Source organism: Klebsiella sp. w6 (assembly GCF_033100215.1).
Lineage (GTDB): Bacteria > Pseudomonadota > Gammaproteobacteria > Enterobacterales > Enterobacteriaceae > Klebsiella > Klebsiella variicola.
The window spans coordinates 3,533,846-3,548,913 of record NZ_CP136907.1 but is presented as its reverse complement, the minus strand read 5'-3'; the positions used below and the strand labels follow the sequence as shown (position 1 = coordinate 3,548,913).

Sequence of the window (15,068 nt, the reverse complement as noted above, 5' to 3'; positions counted from 1 at the left end):
TATTCCATTTATACTCGTCGTCTTTCGCGTTGCAGGCATGGTGGCTTAACCTGCTCACCTCGATCAAAGGATCCAGATGAGCTCCCGGGAGTCCCGGAGTTGACGCCTTCCTGCGACTTGAAATCCATAGAGCCTGTACCGGTAAGGACTGCAACCCGCAGCCCGCTAACTGTCTGAAAGATCACAACGTCTTACGCCATTGCTGCGTGGGCGATCGGTCAGACAAAATTGGTCATTCCGCTAATGTCTTGTTCTAACAAGATGCAATACGGAAAACGGTCTCATTATTCCATTGCTAACCTTGTTATAGCAAGTTGACTTTCACCTTTTATCACCCGGTTACTCACAGTTTTATCACCTGCCCATACAGATTGTTCTAATAACAAACAAAATGGCGGTCAGGTAAACCGTGAAAACAGGATAATGATAAATATAAGCATATAAAAATGAGTGGCGCTAATGCGTCCGGCTATTTAGAATCGCGCACCATGAAAACTGAGACCCCAACCGTAAAAATGGTTGCCATTGCTGCTGATGAAGCGGGGCAACGTATCGACAACTTTTTGCGTACCCAATTGAAAGGTGTACCGAAGAGCATGATTTATCGCATCCTGCGTAAAGGCGAGGTGCGGGTAAACAAAAAGCGCGTGAAGCCGGAGTATAAGCTGGAAGCGGGTGATGAAGTCCGTATCCCGCCGGTGCGCGTGGCGGAGCGTGAAGAAGAGGCGGTATCGCCGCATCTGCAGAAAGTGGCCGCGCTCTCTGAGGTGATCCTCTATGAAGACGATCATATTCTGGTACTCAACAAACCTTCCGGTACTGCGGTACACGGCGGCAGCGGACTGAGCTTTGGCGTGATTGAAGGGCTGCGCGCCCTGCGCCCGGAGGCACGTTTCCTTGAGCTGGTGCATCGTCTCGACCGCGATACCTCCGGCGTGCTGCTGGTGGCGAAAAAGCGCTCAGCGCTGCGTTCGCTGCACGAGCAGCTGCGCGATAAAGGCATGCAGAAAGACTACCTGGCGCTGGTGCGCGGCCAGTGGCAGTCGCATACCAAAGTGGTCCAGGCCCCGCTGTTGAAGAATATTCTGCAGAGTGGGGAGCGTATCGTTCGCGTGAGTCAGGAAGGCAAGCCGTCGGAGACGCGCTTTAAAGTGGAAGAGCGTTACGAATTCGCCACGCTGGTGCGCTGCAGCCCGGTCACCGGCCGCACGCATCAGATCCGCGTTCATACCCAGTATGCCGGGCATCCTATCGCTTTTGACGATCGCTATGGCGACCGCGAGTTCGACAAGCAGCTGTCCGGTACCGGCTTAAACCGCCTGTTCCTGCACGCGGCGGCGCTGAAGTTTACCCACCCGGGGAGCGGGGAGGTGATGCGCGTTGAGGCGCCGCTGGATAACCAGCTGAAGCACTGTTTACAGGTGCTACGTAAGAGCAAATAAGCGCAACGGCGGAATCAGTTCCGCCGTTTTTTTTGCTTTAACCTAACAGCGGATTGTTATTCTCGCGGCGCAGCATCTGACAGAGCGCGATTAAGGGTAAACCGACCAGAGTGTTCGGGTCGCGGCCTTCCAGTCGTTCAAATAGCGTAATCCCTAACCCCTCGCTCTTGAAACTCCCGGCGCATTGCAGCGGGTTCTCTTTGCGGACGTAGCCTTCAATCTCTTTATCGCTGAGATGGCGAAAGTGAACGTCAAAGGGCTCGCATTCGGTTTGCAGATGGCCGGTGGCGGAGTTGTATAGCGCCAGACCGGTATAAAAGGTGACGATGGTCCCGCTGGCCTTTCGCAACTGCCGGCGGGCATTTTCTTCGGTGTGCGGTTTGCCGGTGATTTCACCGTCTAATACGCAAACCTGATCGGAGCCTATAATAAGGTGGTGCGGATAGCGGGAGGCCAGGCTTTGCGCTTTGGCTTGCGCCAGTCGGGCGACAAGCTGACGCGCGGATTCTTCCGGCAGCGGCGTTTCGTCAACGTCAGGCGCGGCACATTCAAACGGTAACCCCAGTTTTTCCAGCAGCATGCGCCGCCAGGGAGAGGTTGACGCGAGGATAAGTTCAGACATATTTTTTCATCCACATATAGCGCTTCGCAGAGCATCATCTTAAACTATGCGCCGCAATGTGTGCGAATAAATGGCAAAAGGCAACCTGAGGCTGCCTTTTTCTTTGACTCTATGACATTACAAAGTTAATATGCGCGCCCTATGCAAAAGGTAAAATTACCCCTGACTCTTGATCCGGTCCGCACGGCTCAAAAACGCCTTGATTACGAAGGCATCTATGCCCGCGATCAGGTTGAACGTGTAGCCGATTCTGTAGTCAGCGTGGACAGCGATGTGGAATGCAGCATGTCGTTCGCTATCGATAACCAGCGTCTCGCCGTCATTACTGGCGATGCAAAGGTAACGGTAACCCTCGAATGCCAGCGTTGCGGGAAACCGTTCCCTCATCACGTCCACACCACGTATTGTTTTAGCCCCGTCAGAAATGACGAACAGGCCGAAGCACTACCGGAAGCGTATGAGCCGATTGAGGTTAACGAATTCGGTGAAATCGACCTGCAGGCAATGGTCGAGGATGAAATTATCCTCTCCCTGCCCGTAGTTCCGGTGCATGATTCTGAACACTGTGAAGTGTCCGACGCGGACATGGTCTTTGGCGAACTGCCTGAAGAGGCACAAAAACCAAACCCATTTGCCGTATTAGCCAGCTTAAAGCGTAAGTAATTGAGGAGTAAGGTCCATGGCCGTACAACAGAATAAACCAACCCGTTCCAAACGTGGCATGCGTCGTTCCCATGACGCGCTGACCGCAGTCACCAGCCTGTCTGTAGACAAAACTTCTGGTGAGAAACACCTGCGTCACCACATCACTGCCGACGGTTTCTACCGCGGTCGCAAGGTTATCGCTAAGTAATCACGCGATACTCGCAGGATTTCCCGTTGCAGGCCATGGCGGGCGTGTGCGTCCCTGGACATTCGGTTAACCCGATCACCAGGGGCATCAATGCCCGAATTGTTGCGTCTGCAGCGTGAACATTCGCGAGTGCCAGCGTGATGAAGCTTAGTGAGGACTCCCCGGGCAACTGGGGAATCACCGAACCGGGCAGCGACGATACCTTGACACGTCTAACCCTGGCGTTAGATGTCATGGGGGGCGATTTTGGCCCATCCGTGACGGTGCCTGCAGCACTGCAGGCACTGAACTCTAATTCGCAACTCACACTTCTTTTAGTCGGCGACCCCGACGCCATCACGCCATTACTTGCCAAAGCTGACTTCGAACAACGTTCGCGTCTGCAGATTATTCCTGCGCAGTCAGTTATTGCCAGTGATGCGCGACCCGCACAGGCTATCCGCAGCAGTCGCGGAAGCTCAATGCGCGTGGCGCTGGAGCTTGTGAAAGAAGGGCGGGCGGAAGCCTGCGTCAGCGCCGGCAACACCGGCGCGCTGATGGGACTGGCGAAACTGTTGCTCAAACCGATCGAAGGTATTGAGCGGCCGGCGCTGGTGACGGTTCTGCCGCACCAGCAGAAGGGCAAAACCGTGGTGCTGGATCTCGGCGCCAACGTCGATTGCGACAGCACGATGCTGGTGCAGTTCGCCGTCATGGGCGCGGTGCTGGCGGAGGAAGTGGTTGGCATGACCAACCCGCGCGTCGCCTTGCTGAATATCGGCGAAGAAGAGATGAAAGGCCTCAGCAGCATTCGCGATGCTGCCGCAGTGCTGAAAACGCTGCCTTCCCTCAACTACATCGGCTATCTTGAAGCCAATGAACTGTTGACCGGAAAAACCGATGTGCTGGTTTGTGATGGATTCACGGGCAACGTCACATTAAAAACCATGGAAGGTGTTGTCAGAATGTTCCTTTCACTGCTGAAATCTCAGGGAGAGGGCAAAAAACGGTCGTGGTGGCTGCTGTTATTAAAACGTTGGTTACAAAAAAGCCTGGCGAGGCGATTCAGTCACCTCAACCCCGACCAGTATAATGGCGCCTGTCTGTTAGGATTGCGCGGTTCTGTGATCAAGAGTCATGGTGCTGCCAATCAACGCGCCTTTAGCGTCGCGATAGAGCAGGCAGTGCAGGCGGTGCAGCGGCAAATTCCTCAACGGATCGCCGCGCGCCTGGAATCTTTATACCCAGCTGGTTTCGCGCTGCCGGAAAGCGACAGTGACGTGAACTCCCGACAGCAAAGCGGGACGAATGGCCACGATTGACGCCGCGGCAGGTTGAAAGAGGCGGGTATATTACCCAAGAGTGACTGAGCGTACATGTATACGAAGATTATTGGTACCGGCAGCTATCTGCCCGAGCAAGTGCGTACAAACGCCGACCTGGAAAAAATGGTAGAGACCTCTGACGAGTGGATTGTCACCCGCACAGGTATCCGTGAGCGTCGTATTGCCGCAGCGCATGAAACAGTTGCTACGATGGGCTTTGAAGCCGCAAAGCAGGCGCTGGCGATGGCGGGCGTGTCCGCGGAGCAGATTGGTCTGATTATCGTTGCGACCACCTCCGGCACGCACGCGTTTCCGAGTTCGGCATGCCAGATCCAGTCTATGCTGGGCGTTAAGGGTTGCCCGGCGTTTGATGTCGCCGCCGCCTGCGCCGGTTTCACCTATGCGCTGAGCGTCGCCGATCAGTACGTGAAGAACGGCGCGGTGGATTATGCGCTGGTGATTGGCGCCGATGTGCTGGCGCGTACCTGCGATCCGGCGGATCGCGGCACGATTATTATTTTCGGTGACGGCGCGGGCGCGGTAGTGCTTGGCGCGTCTGAAGAGCCAGGCATTATCTCGACGCATCTGCATGCTGACGGCAGCTATGGCGAACTGCTGACCCTGCCGAACGCCGATCGCGTCGATCCGGAAAACCCGATCTATCTGACGATGGCTGGCAATGAAGTCTTCAAAGTGGCGGTCACCGAGCTGGCGCACATCGTTGATGAGACGCTGGCAGCGAATAATCTTGAACGTTCAGCGCTGGACTGGCTGGTGCCGCACCAGGCAAACCTGCGTATTATCAGCGCGACGGCGAAGAAACTGGGCATGTCGATGGATAACGTCGTTGTGACCCTCGACCGCCATGGCAACACCTCCGCGGCGTCAGTCCCTTGCGCGCTGGATGAAGCCGTTCGCGATGGCCGTATCCAACGCGGTCAGTTGATTCTGCTGGAAGCCTTTGGTGGCGGTTTCACCTGGGGTTCCGCGCTGGTTCGTTTTTAGTATAAGGATTTAAACATGACGCAATTTGCTTTTGTGTTCCCGGGACAAGGTTCCCAGGCCGTAGGCATGCTGGCCGATATGGCTGCCACCTGGCCGGTGATTGAAGAGACCTTCGGTGAAGCGTCCGCAGCGTTGGGTTACGATCTGTGGGCGCTGGCTCAACAGGGCCCGGCAGAAGAACTGAATAAAACCTGGCAGACTCAGCCGGCGCTGCTGACCGCCTCCGTGGCGCTATACCGCGTCTGGCAGCAGCAGGGCGGCAAAGCGCCGACCCTGCTGGCGGGCCACAGCCTCGGCGAATACTCCGCGCTGGTTTGCGCAGGGGTTATCGGTTTCGCTGATGCCGTTCGTCTGGTTGAACTGCGCGGGAAATTCATGCAGGAAGCCGTACCGGAAGGTACCGGCGCCATGTCCGCGATTATCGGCCTGGATGACGCTTCTATCGCCAAAGCCTGTGAAGAATCGGCCGAAGGGCAGGTTGTCTCTCCGGTGAACTACAATTCCCCGGGCCAGGTGGTTATCGCCGGGCATAAAGAGGCCGTTGAACGCGCTGGCGCCGCTTGTAAAGCCGCTGGCGCCAAACGCGCGCTGCCGCTGCCGGTGAGCGTGCCGTCCCACTGCGCGCTGATGAAGCCAGCTGCAGAAAAACTGGCGCTGGAGTTGCAGAAAATCACCTTCAACGCGCCGACGATTCCGGTAGTGAATAACGTCGACGTGAAATGCGAAACCACGCCGGACGCCATTCGCGACGCGCTGGTACGCCAGCTGTACAGCCCGGTCCAGTGGACCAAAACCGTTGAGTTTATGGCGGCGCAGGGCGTAACGCATCTGTATGAAGTTGGCCCGGGTAAAGTCCTCACCGGCCTGACCAAACGTATTGTTGACACCCTGACCGCTTCCGCGCTTAACGAGCCGGCGGCGATGTCTGCGGCGCTTGAGCAATAAAAGAGGAAAACCATGAGTTTTGAAGGAAAAATCGCGCTGGTTACCGGTGCAAGCCGCGGTATTGGCCGTGCAATCGCTGAAACGCTCGTCGCTCGTGGCGCGAAAGTTATCGGTACTGCGACCAGCGAAAGCGGCGCGCAGGCCATCAGCGACTATTTAGGCGCCAACGGTAAAGGTCTGATGTTGAATGTGACCGACCCGGCATCTATTGAATCTGTTCTGGAAAATGTGCGCGCAGAGTTTGGCGAAGTGGATATCCTGGTGAATAATGCCGGGATCACTCGCGACAATCTGTTGATGCGCATGAAAGATGACGAGTGGAACGATATTATCGAAACCAACCTGTCATCGGTTTTCCGTCTGTCAAAAGCGGTAATGCGCGCTATGATGAAAAAGCGTCATGGACGTATTATCACTATCGGTTCTGTGGTTGGTACCATGGGAAATGCGGGTCAGGCCAACTACGCTGCGGCGAAAGCGGGTCTGATCGGCTTCAGTAAATCACTGGCGCGTGAAGTTGCGTCCCGCGGTATTACTGTAAACGTTGTTGCTCCGGGCTTTATTGAAACGGACATGACGCGTGCGCTGACCGATGAGCAGCGTGCGGGTACGCTGGCGGCAGTTCCTGCGGGGCGCCTTGGCACCCCAAATGAAATCGCCAGCGCGGTTGCATTTTTAGCCTCTGACGAAGCAAGTTACATCACTGGTGAAACGCTGCACGTCAACGGCGGAATGTACATGGTCTGACCGAGATTTGTGCAAAACGTTCAGGAACCGCGCACTTCGCACGGTTCCCTGTGCGGTTTTGTGCGAAAAGATTTGCGTTCTTAGGGCAAACGGCCTCAAAATAGCGCAAAATCGTGGTAAGACCTGCCGGGATTTAGTTGCAAATTTTTCAACATTTTATACACTACGAAAACCATCGCGAAAGCGAGTTTTGATAGGAAATTTAAGAGTATGAGCACTATCGAAGAACGCGTTAAGAAAATTATCGGCGAGCAGCTGGGCGTTAAGCAGGAAGAAGTTACCAACAATGCTTCCTTCGTTGAAGACCTGGGCGCTGATTCTCTTGACACCGTTGAGCTGGTAATGGCTCTGGAAGAAGAGTTTGATACTGAGATTCCGGACGAAGAAGCTGAGAAAATCACCACCGTTCAGGCTGCCATTGATTACATCAACGGCCACCAGGCGTAAGTGAACATCTCCAGGCGGTCATTCGACCGCCTGAGTTTTATCTTTTTATTGTCCCACAAGAATCTATTTTCCCTCCCTGGAGGACAAACGTGTCTAAGCGTCGTGTAGTTGTGACCGGACTGGGCATGTTGTCTCCTGTCGGCAATACCGTAGAGTCTACCTGGAAAGCTCTCCTTGCCGGTCAGAGTGGCATCAGCCTGATCGACCATTTCGATACTAGCGCCTATGCAACGAAATTTGCTGGCTTAGTAAAGGATTTTAACTGTGATGACATTATCTCGCGCAAAGAACAGCGCAAGATGGATGCCTTCATTCAATATGGAATTGTCGCTGGCGTTCAGGCCATGCAGGATTCTGGCCTTGAAGTGACGGAAGAGAATGCAACCCGTATTGGCGCCGCTATCGGCTCCGGTATTGGCGGTCTCGGCTTGATCGAAGAAAACCACAGTTCGCTGGTTAACGGCGGACCGCGTAAGATCAGCCCATTCTTCGTTCCTTCCACAATTGTTAACATGGTGGCCGGGCATCTGACCATCATGTTTGGTCTGCGTGGGCCAAGTATCTCTATCGCGACCGCGTGTACTTCAGGCGTGCACAACATCGGCCAGGCCGCGCGCATCATCGCCTATGGCGATGCCGATGCGATGGTGGCAGGCGGTGCGGAAAAAGCCAGTACCCCGCTTGGCGTGGGCGGCTTCGGCGCGGCGCGTGCGCTCTCCACGCGCAATGACAACCCGCAGGCGGCAAGCCGTCCGTGGGATAAAGATCGCGACGGCTTCGTGCTGGGCGACGGCGCGGGTATGGTGGTGCTGGAAGAGTACGAGCATGCTAAAAAACGCGGTGCCAAAATCTACGCCGAGATCGTTGGCTTCGGCATGAGCAGCGATGCTTACCACATGACGTCACCGCCGGAAGATGGTGCGGGCGCCGCGCTGGCGATGGTGAATGCCATTCGCGATGCGGGTATCGAACCGGGCCAGATTGGCTACGTCAACGCCCACGGCACCTCGACGCCGGCGGGCGATAAAGCAGAAGCGCAGGCCGTTAAGTCAGTCTTCGGTGATGCGGCGAGCCGCGTCATGGTGAGCTCCACCAAATCCATGACCGGGCACCTGCTGGGCGCGGCAGGGGCCGTAGAGTCGATCTACTCTATCCTGGCGCTGCGCGACCAGGCGGTTCCGCCGACGATCAACCTCGACAACCCGGATGAGGGCTGCGACCTCGATTTCGTGCCACACGAAGCGCGTCAGGTTTCCGGTATGGAGTACACCCTGTGCAACTCCTTCGGTTTTGGCGGCACTAACGGTTCGCTGATCTTCAAAAAAGTGTGACAGGGCTTGCCCCGGTACTGCTTTAACAAAAGGCCCGTTCGTCGGGCCTTTTTTATTCGGCTTTCTCCGCTTGTCCTCTGCTCCGTGTCCTGAGACACTCACCGACCAGTGAAAAGGAGTCCTTTATGTTCTTGATAAATGGCGTTGAACAGGACACGCTGGCGGCGAACGATCGCGCCGCCCAGTTTGGCGACGGCTGTTTTACCACCGCCCGCATCCAGCAGGGGCAGGTTGCGCTACTGGACGCCCATCTGCAGCGTTTGCAGACAACCTGTGAAAAATTACAAATACCATTTCACGACTGGCTGACGCTGAGCGAAGAGATGCAGCGTCTGGCGCGGCCGCACGCGCAGGGCGTGTTGAAGGTGATCCTCACCCGCGGCGTTGGGGGAAGGGGATACAGTACGGCGGGCTGCGTGTCGCCCACCCGCATTCTCAGTGTCTCTCCATTCCCGGCGCATTATGCGCGCTGGCGGGAGGAGGGCATTACCCTGACCCAGAGCCCGGTGCCCCTGGGGCGCAACCCGTGGCTTTCCGGACTGAAGCATCTTAATCGCCTTGAGCAGGTACTGATCCGCTCTCATCTTGAGCAGACGGACGCCGATGAGGCGCTGGTCCTTGACAGTGACGGGTGGCTTACGGAATGCTGTGCCGCGAATTTATTCTGGCGTCAGGGACGGGATGTATTTACTCCGCGGCTCGATTACGCCGGGGTCAACGGCATTATGCGGCAGCGCTGTATCGCACAGCTGGCACCATCGGCGTTTCGCGTTGTCGAAGTGACAGCGCGTCCTGAGGTATTGCGTGAAGCCGATGAAGTGCTGATCTGCAATGCGCTGATGCCGCTGGTGCCGGTTCGTCGCTGGGAGGAGACCGTCTGGTCCTCGCGCGAGCTTTACCATTTTTTAGCCCCTTTGTGTGAGCTGTCTGGTTAGTATGAAGAAAATGTTACGTTTTATTCTGCTGTTAGTGGTGGTGCTGGGCATCGCCGCGGCGGCAGGCATGTGGAAAGTACGCCAGCTGGCGGACAGCAAGCTGCTGATTAAAGAAGAGACCATCTTCACCCTGGAGCCCGGTACCGGCCGTCTGGCGCTGGGCCAGGATCTTTATCGCGAGAAGGTGATCAACCGCCCGCGCGTTTTCCAGTGGCTGCTGCGGGTGGAACCTGAGCTGTCTCACTTCAAAGCCGGGACCTATCGCTTCACGCCGCAGATGACGGTGCGCGAGATGCTGCAGCTGCTGGCCAGCGGTAAAGAGGCGCAGTTTCCGCTGCGCTTTGTCGAAGGTATGCGCGTCAGCGACTACCTGCGCCAGCTGCGCGATGCCCCGTACGTGAAGCACGCTCTCGAGGATGATAGCTACGCGACGGTGGCTAAGGCGTTAGGTCTTGAGCATGCCGACTGGGTGGAGGGCTGGTTCTGGCCGGATACCTGGATGTACACCGCCAATACCAGCGATATCGCCATCCTCAAGCGCGCGCATCAGAAAATGGTCGCCGAAGTGGCGAAGATCTGGGAAGGACGGATGGACAATCTGCCCTATGCCGACCAGAACCAGCTGTTGACCATGGCCTCGATTATTGAGAAAGAGACCGCGGTGGCGGAAGAGCGCGACCGCGTCGCGTCGGTATTTATCAATCGCCTGCGCATTGGTATGCGCTTACAGACCGATCCGACCGTGATCTACGGGATGGGCGAGGGGTATACTGGTAAGTTAACGCGTAAGGATCTCGAGACGCCGACCGCATACAACACTTATACCATCAGCGGCCTGCCGCCTGGTCCTATCGCAGTGCCGGGCGAGGCGTCGCTGAAGGCGGCCGCCCATCCGGCGAAAACGTCATACCTCTATTTTGTCGCCGACGGGAAAGGGGGCCATACGTTTACCACAAACCTGGTCAGTCATAACCGTGCGGTGCAGGACTATCTGAAAGTACTTAAGGAAAAAAATGCGCAGTAACTATATCGTCATCGAGGGGCTGGAGGGCGCCGGGAAGACCACCGCACGTCAGCTGGTGGTGGAGACGCTGCAGTCGGCAGGTATTCACGATATGGTGTTTACCCGCGAGCCGGGGGGCACTGTCCTTGCCGAAAAACTGCGTAGCCTGGTGCTGGATATCCAGTCCACGGGTGATGAGGTCATTAATGATAAAGCGGAAGTGCTGATGTTTTACGCGGCGCGCGTCCAGCTGGTGGAGACCGTGATTAAGCCCGCGCTGGCCCGCGGCCAGTGGGTGATCGGCGATCGTCACGATCTGTCGACTCAGGCTTATCAGGGCGGCGGCCGGGGAATCGACCGTACGATGCTGGCGACGCTGCGCGACGCGGTACTCGGCGATTTCCGCCCCAATCTGACGCTGTACCTCGACGTCACGCCGGAAGTGGGGCTGCAGCGCGCCCGGGCCCGCGGCGAACTGGATCGCATTGAGCAGGAGTCCATGAACTTCTTCAATCGCACCCGCGCGCGCTACCTTGAGCTGGCCGCTGCAGACCCGTCGATCCGTACGGTTGACGCGACCCAGCCGCTCGACGCCGTCGCTCGCGACATACGCGCCACAATCGCCCAGTGGATGGCGGAGCAACCGGCATGAAATGGTATCCGTGGCTGCGCCCGTCGTTCGAGCAACTGGTCGGAAGCTATCAGGCCGGACGAGGCCACCACGCCTTGCTGTTACAGTCTCTGAGCGGGATGGGCGGTGAGGCGTTGATTTACGCGCTGTGCCGCTTCCTGATGTGCCGCCAGCCCGAAGGACATAAAAGCTGCGGCCACTGCCACAGCTGCCAGCTAATGCAGGCCGGCACGCATCCTGATTACTATCCGCTGGCCCCTGAAAAGGGCAAGAGTGCGCTGGGCATTGATGCGGTGCGCGATGTCAACGAAAAGCTCTATGAGCGCGCGCGCCTTGGCGGGGCGAAAGTGGTATGGATTAGCGATGCCGCTTTGCTGACCGATGCCGCCGCCAACGCGTTGCTGAAAACGCTGGAGGAGCCGCCGGAGAATACCTGGTTCTTCCTCGCCTGCCAGGAGCCGGCGCGTCTGCTGACGACTCTGCGCAGCCGTTGTCGCCTGCACCACCTGGCGCCGCCGTCGGAGTCTTATGCCCTGGCCTGGCTGGAGCGAGAGGTGAACCTGCCGCAGGAGTCACTGTTGACCGCGTTGCGTCTGTGCGCCAGCGCGCCGGCCGCGGCGCTCGAACTATTACAGGAACCGCAGTGGACGGCGCGGCAGCAGCTGTGTCAGGCCCTGGCGGCCACTCTGGCGAGCGGTGACTGGCTGGCGTTGCTGCCGATACTCAATCATGAACAGGCGGCGGTTCGCCTGCACTGGCTGGCATCGCTGCTGGTCGATGCGCAAAAACGACAGCAGGGGATTGCCCTGGTGAGTAACCCGGACGTCTGGCCGCTGCTGGAGCAGCTGGCGCACAGCCTGCCCGCCGCCCGGCTGCAGGCGATCGCCCATGACGTCTGTACCTGCCGTGAGCAATTGCTGAACGTCGTCGGCGTCAACCGCGAACTGCTGCTCACCGAGCGCCTGCTGCGCTGGGAACATTACCTGCAACCCGGGACGGTTTTACCCGTATCCCACCTCTGAGTGAGACATTATGTTTTTAGTCGACTCCCACTGCCATCTTGATGGTCTGGATTATCAAACTCTGCACAAAAACGTCGACGACGTGCTGGCAAAAGCGGCCGCGCGCGATGTGAAATTCTGCCTGGCGGTCGCCACGACCTTGCCCGGCTACCGCAGTATGCGTGAGCTGGTGGGGACGCGTGACAACGTCGTCTTCTCCTGCGGCGTGCATCCGTTAAACCAGGACGAAGCCTACGAGGTGGAGACCCTGCGCACGCTGGCGGCGGAAGAGGGCGTTGTGGCGATGGGGGAGACCGGTCTGGATTATTTTTATACCCCGGAAACCAAAGCCCAGCAGCAAACCTCGTTTCGCGACCACATACGCATTGGCCGCGAGCTGAATAAGCCGGTGATCGTCCACACCCGCGACGCGCGCGCCGATACCCTGGCCATTTTACGCGAAGAAAAGGTGACGGATTGCGGTGGCGTACTACACTGTTTCACTGAGGACAGGGAGACAGCGGGTAAATTGCTCGACATGGGGTTCTATATCTCGTTTTCCGGTATCGTCACTTTTCGTAACGCCGAGCAGCTGCGCGATGCGGCGCGCTATGTTCCGCTGGATCGCCTGCTGGTGGAGACCGATTCGCCGTACCTGGCGCCAGTCCCCCATCGCGGCAAAGAGAACCAGCCGGCGCTGGTCCGTGACGTTGCGGAATACATGGCGGTACTGAAAGGCGTGTCGCTGGAGCAACTGGCCCAGCAGACCACCGATAATTTTGCCACTCTGTTCCATATTGACCCCGCCCGCTTGCAACCTGCTTGATCTGCTTATTATTTTAAGGCTCGTAATTAATAACCAAAGCGAGTAAAGTTCACCGCCACAAAAGTGGCGGTGAAGGTTTTTTGGCAACATCTGGATACAACTTATGTAAGCTGATGTAAATTTTTACCGGAAGGCTGATTGAAACGTGATAGCCGTCAAACAATCATCCCGTTAATTATTTTACTCTGTGTAATAAATAAAGGGCGCTTAGATGTCCTGTCCACGGCACGGTTCTCCCCCCGGGCCAATGCGTGAAAACGTAAAAAAGTACCAAATACTCAGGAGCACTCTCAATTATGTTTAAGAATGCATTTGCTAACCTGCAGAAGGTCGGTAAATCGCTGATGCTGCCGGTATCCGTACTGCCTATCGCAGGTATCCTGCTGGGCGTCGGTTCCGCAAACTTCAGCTGGCTGCCAGCCGTGGTCTCCCACGTTATGGCAGAAGCAGGCGGTTCAGTTTTCGCCAACATGCCGCTGATCTTCGCTATCGGTGTGGCCCTCGGCTTCACCAATAACGACGGTGTATCCGCACTGGCTGCAGTCGTGGCTTACGGCATCATGGTGAAAACCATGGCGGTGGTTGCGCCGCTGGTGCTGCATTTACCTGCTGAAGAGATTGCGGCAAAACACCTGGCTGATACCGGCGTGCTTGGCGGTATTATCTCCGGTGCTATCGCCGCGTACATGTTCAACCGCTTCTATCGCATCAAGCTGCCAGAATACCTGGGCTTCTTTGCGGGCAAGCGCTTTGTACCGATTATCTCTGGTCTGGCCGCTATCTTCACCGGCGTGATCCTCTCCTTCATTTGGCCGCCGATCGGTTCCGCGATCCAGACCTTCTCCCAGTGGGCTGCTTATCAGAACCCGGTGGTAGCGTTTGGTATCTACGGTTTCATCGAGCGTTGCCTGGTGCCGTTTGGTCTGCACCACATCTGGAACGTTCCTTTCCAGATGCAGATCGGCGAATACACCAACGCGGCTGGTCAGGTGTTCCACGGCGATATCCCGCGCTACATGGCAGGCGACCCGACCGCGGGCAAACTGTCTGGCGGCTTCCTGTTCAAAATGTACGGTCTGCCGGCAGCGGCAATCGCGATTTGGCACTCTGCTAAACCGGAAAACCGCGCCAAAGTGGGCGGTATCATGATCTCCGCCGCGCTGACCTCGTTCCTGACCGGTATCACCGAGCCGATCGAGTTCTCCTTCATGTTCGTGGCGCCGATCCTGTACGTTATCCATGCCATTCTGGCGGGTCTGGCGTTCCCGATCTGTATCCTGCTGGGTATGCGTGACGGTACCTCGTTCTCTCACGGCCTGATCGACTTTATCGTCCTGTCCGGTAACAGCAGCAAGCTGTGGCTGTTCCCGATTGTCGGTATCTGCTATGCGATCGTGTACTACGTCATTTTCCGCGTGCTGATTAAAGCCCTGGATCTGAAAACACCGGGTCGTGAAGATACCACCGAAGAGAGCAAAGCTGGCGCAACCAGCGAGATGGCTCCGGCTCTGATCGCCGCTTTCGGCGGTAAAGAGAACATCACCAACCTCGACGCATGTATTACTCGTCTGCGTGTTAGCGTGGCGGATGTAGCGAAAGTTGACCAGGCTGGCCTGAAAAAACTGGGCGCCGCTGGCGTGGTAGTGGCAGGTTCTGGCGTACAGGCCATCTTCGGTACCAAGTCCGATAACCTGAAAACTGAAATGGATGAGTACATCCGTAACAGTTAAGACGTAGTATCGGGGAGACTAAGGCAGCCTATTGGCTGCCTTTTTTACGTTACGAGGTGAGGTTTTCTGAGGCGATAACCCTGAAGAGTATCCGGCAAATGCTTAATCCCTCAGCAGCTAAGTCTATAGTTGAATAAGAAAAACTGCTTTCAGGTTGAAAGAGAGGGAGGATGTCGCTCATACTCTTATCTGAACCTGTGCGTCCGCGTTTATCTGCAGAAGCAGGCCAGCGTATGGGATAAAACT

16 protein-coding genes are annotated in these 15,068 nt (G+C 56.7%); 15 read left to right on the top strand and 1 reads right to left on the bottom strand.

What is annotated here, in order from left to right:
* Positions 1-488 precede the first annotated feature (488 nt).
* A complete protein-coding gene (gene rluC / locus R0140_RS17625; RefSeq protein ID WP_012542245.1) occupies positions 489-1,442 on the top strand; it encodes a 23S rRNA pseudouridine(955/2504/2580) synthase RluC in 954 nt (317 codons plus the stop codon).
* A gap of 37 nt (positions 1,443-1,479) precedes the next feature.
* On the opposite strand, the gene R0140_RS17620 is transcribed toward rluC, so the two are convergent.
* On the bottom strand, positions 1,480-2,064 hold the full coding sequence (locus tag R0140_RS17620) for a Maf family protein (protein ID WP_008805982.1): 585 nt from the start codon (positions 2,062-2,064) through the stop codon (positions 1,480-1,482).
* A gap of 141 nt (positions 2,065-2,205) precedes the next feature.
* Here R0140_RS17620 and yceD point away from each other — a divergent pair, with 141 nt between their 5' ends.
* The 14 genes from yceD (at position 2,206) to ptsG (ending at position 14,822) form a co-directional block, all read left to right on the top strand.
* Positions 2,206-2,727, top strand: coding sequence for a 23S rRNA accumulation protein YceD (gene yceD, locus R0140_RS17615; RefSeq protein ID WP_008805983.1), 522 nt, complete (start codon positions 2,206-2,208; stop codon positions 2,725-2,727).
* 16 nt (positions 2,728-2,743) lie between these two features.
* A complete protein-coding gene (gene rpmF, locus R0140_RS17610) occupies positions 2,744-2,917 on the top strand; it encodes a 50S ribosomal protein L32 (RefSeq protein WP_000290724.1) in 174 nt (57 codons plus the stop codon).
* Between the two features lie 203 nt (positions 2,918-3,120).
* A complete protein-coding gene (plsX, locus tag R0140_RS17605) occupies positions 3,121-4,218 on the top strand; it encodes a phosphate acyltransferase PlsX (protein ID WP_012542244.1) in 1,098 nt (365 codons plus the stop codon).
* A gap of 54 nt (positions 4,219-4,272) precedes the next feature.
* The gene (locus tag R0140_RS17600; RefSeq protein ID WP_012968572.1) at positions 4,273-5,226 is read left to right on the top strand and encodes a beta-ketoacyl-ACP synthase III; all 954 of its coding nucleotides are present in this window, start codon (positions 4,273-4,275) and stop codon (positions 5,224-5,226) included.
* Positions 5,227-5,241: 15 nt separating this feature from the next.
* A complete protein-coding gene (gene fabD, locus R0140_RS17595; protein ID WP_012542242.1) occupies positions 5,242-6,171 on the top strand; it encodes an ACP S-malonyltransferase in 930 nt (309 codons plus the stop codon).
* Between the two features lie 12 nt (positions 6,172-6,183).
* Positions 6,184-6,918, top strand: coding sequence for a 3-oxoacyl-ACP reductase FabG (gene fabG, locus R0140_RS17590; RefSeq protein WP_002899294.1), 735 nt, complete (start codon positions 6,184-6,186; stop codon positions 6,916-6,918).
* 210 nt (positions 6,919-7,128) lie between these two features.
* Entirely contained in the window at positions 7,129-7,365 is a 237-nt protein-coding gene (acpP, locus tag R0140_RS17585) for an acyl carrier protein (RefSeq protein ID WP_000103754.1), read from the top strand.
* Between the two features lie 89 nt (positions 7,366-7,454).
* Entirely contained in the window at positions 7,455-8,696 is a 1,242-nt protein-coding gene (gene fabF, locus R0140_RS17580; protein ID WP_012542241.1) for a beta-ketoacyl-ACP synthase II, read from the top strand.
* A 125-nt stretch (positions 8,697-8,821) separates the two neighbouring features.
* On the top strand, positions 8,822-9,631 hold the full coding sequence (pabC, locus tag R0140_RS17575) for an aminodeoxychorismate lyase (protein WP_096834697.1): 810 nt from the start codon (positions 8,822-8,824) through the stop codon (positions 9,629-9,631).
* A 1-nt stretch (position 9,632) separates the two neighbouring features.
* Complete coding sequence (yceG, locus tag R0140_RS17570; protein ID WP_096834698.1) at positions 9,633-10,655, top strand: cell division protein YceG; 1,023 nt, start codon at positions 9,633-9,635, stop codon at positions 10,653-10,655.
* Positions 10,645-11,286, top strand: coding sequence for a dTMP kinase (gene tmk, locus R0140_RS17565; protein WP_008805990.1), 642 nt, complete (start codon positions 10,645-10,647; stop codon positions 11,284-11,286). The genes yceG and tmk overlap by 11 nt, the downstream gene beginning before the upstream one ends.
* The gene (gene holB, locus R0140_RS17560) at positions 11,283-12,287 is read left to right on the top strand and encodes a DNA polymerase III subunit delta' (protein WP_096834699.1); all 1,005 of its coding nucleotides are present in this window, start codon (positions 11,283-11,285) and stop codon (positions 12,285-12,287) included. The genes tmk and holB overlap by 4 nt, the downstream gene beginning before the upstream one ends.
* A 10-nt stretch (positions 12,288-12,297) precedes the next feature.
* Complete coding sequence (locus tag R0140_RS17555; protein WP_008805992.1) at positions 12,298-13,092, top strand: metal-dependent hydrolase; 795 nt, start codon at positions 12,298-12,300, stop codon at positions 13,090-13,092.
* 296 nt (positions 13,093-13,388) lie between these two features.
* The gene (gene ptsG / locus R0140_RS17550; RefSeq protein ID WP_008805993.1) at positions 13,389-14,822 is read left to right on the top strand and encodes a PTS glucose transporter subunit IIBC; all 1,434 of its coding nucleotides are present in this window, start codon (positions 13,389-13,391) and stop codon (positions 14,820-14,822) included.
* The last annotated feature ends 246 nt before the right edge of the window (positions 14,823-15,068 follow it).

Coding starts and splice junctions, on each gene's coding strand:
- rluC (WP_012542245.1), top strand. CDS start 489: ATGAAAACTGAGACCCCAACCGTAAAAATGGTTGCCATTGCTGCTGAT.
- R0140_RS17620 (WP_008805982.1), bottom strand. CDS start 2,064: ATGTCTGAACTTATCCTCGCGTCAACCTCTCCCTGGCGGCGCATGCTG.
- yceD (WP_008805983.1), top strand. CDS start 2,206: ATGCAAAAGGTAAAATTACCCCTGACTCTTGATCCGGTCCGCACGGCT.
- rpmF (WP_000290724.1), top strand. CDS start 2,744: ATGGCCGTACAACAGAATAAACCAACCCGTTCCAAACGTGGCATGCGT.
- R0140_RS17600 (WP_012968572.1), top strand. CDS start 4,273: ATGTATACGAAGATTATTGGTACCGGCAGCTATCTGCCCGAGCAAGTG.
- fabD (WP_012542242.1), top strand. CDS start 5,242: ATGACGCAATTTGCTTTTGTGTTCCCGGGACAAGGTTCCCAGGCCGTA.
- fabG (WP_002899294.1), top strand. CDS start 6,184: ATGAGTTTTGAAGGAAAAATCGCGCTGGTTACCGGTGCAAGCCGCGGT.
- acpP (WP_000103754.1), top strand. CDS start 7,129: ATGAGCACTATCGAAGAACGCGTTAAGAAAATTATCGGCGAGCAGCTG.
- pabC (WP_096834697.1), top strand. CDS start 8,822: ATGTTCTTGATAAATGGCGTTGAACAGGACACGCTGGCGGCGAACGAT.
- yceG (WP_096834698.1), top strand. CDS start 9,633: ATGAAGAAAATGTTACGTTTTATTCTGCTGTTAGTGGTGGTGCTGGGC.
- tmk (WP_008805990.1), top strand. CDS start 10,645: ATGCGCAGTAACTATATCGTCATCGAGGGGCTGGAGGGCGCCGGGAAG.
- holB (WP_096834699.1), top strand. CDS start 11,283: ATGAAATGGTATCCGTGGCTGCGCCCGTCGTTCGAGCAACTGGTCGGA.
- R0140_RS17555 (WP_008805992.1), top strand. CDS start 12,298: ATGTTTTTAGTCGACTCCCACTGCCATCTTGATGGTCTGGATTATCAA.
- ptsG (WP_008805993.1), top strand. CDS start 13,389: ATGTTTAAGAATGCATTTGCTAACCTGCAGAAGGTCGGTAAATCGCTG.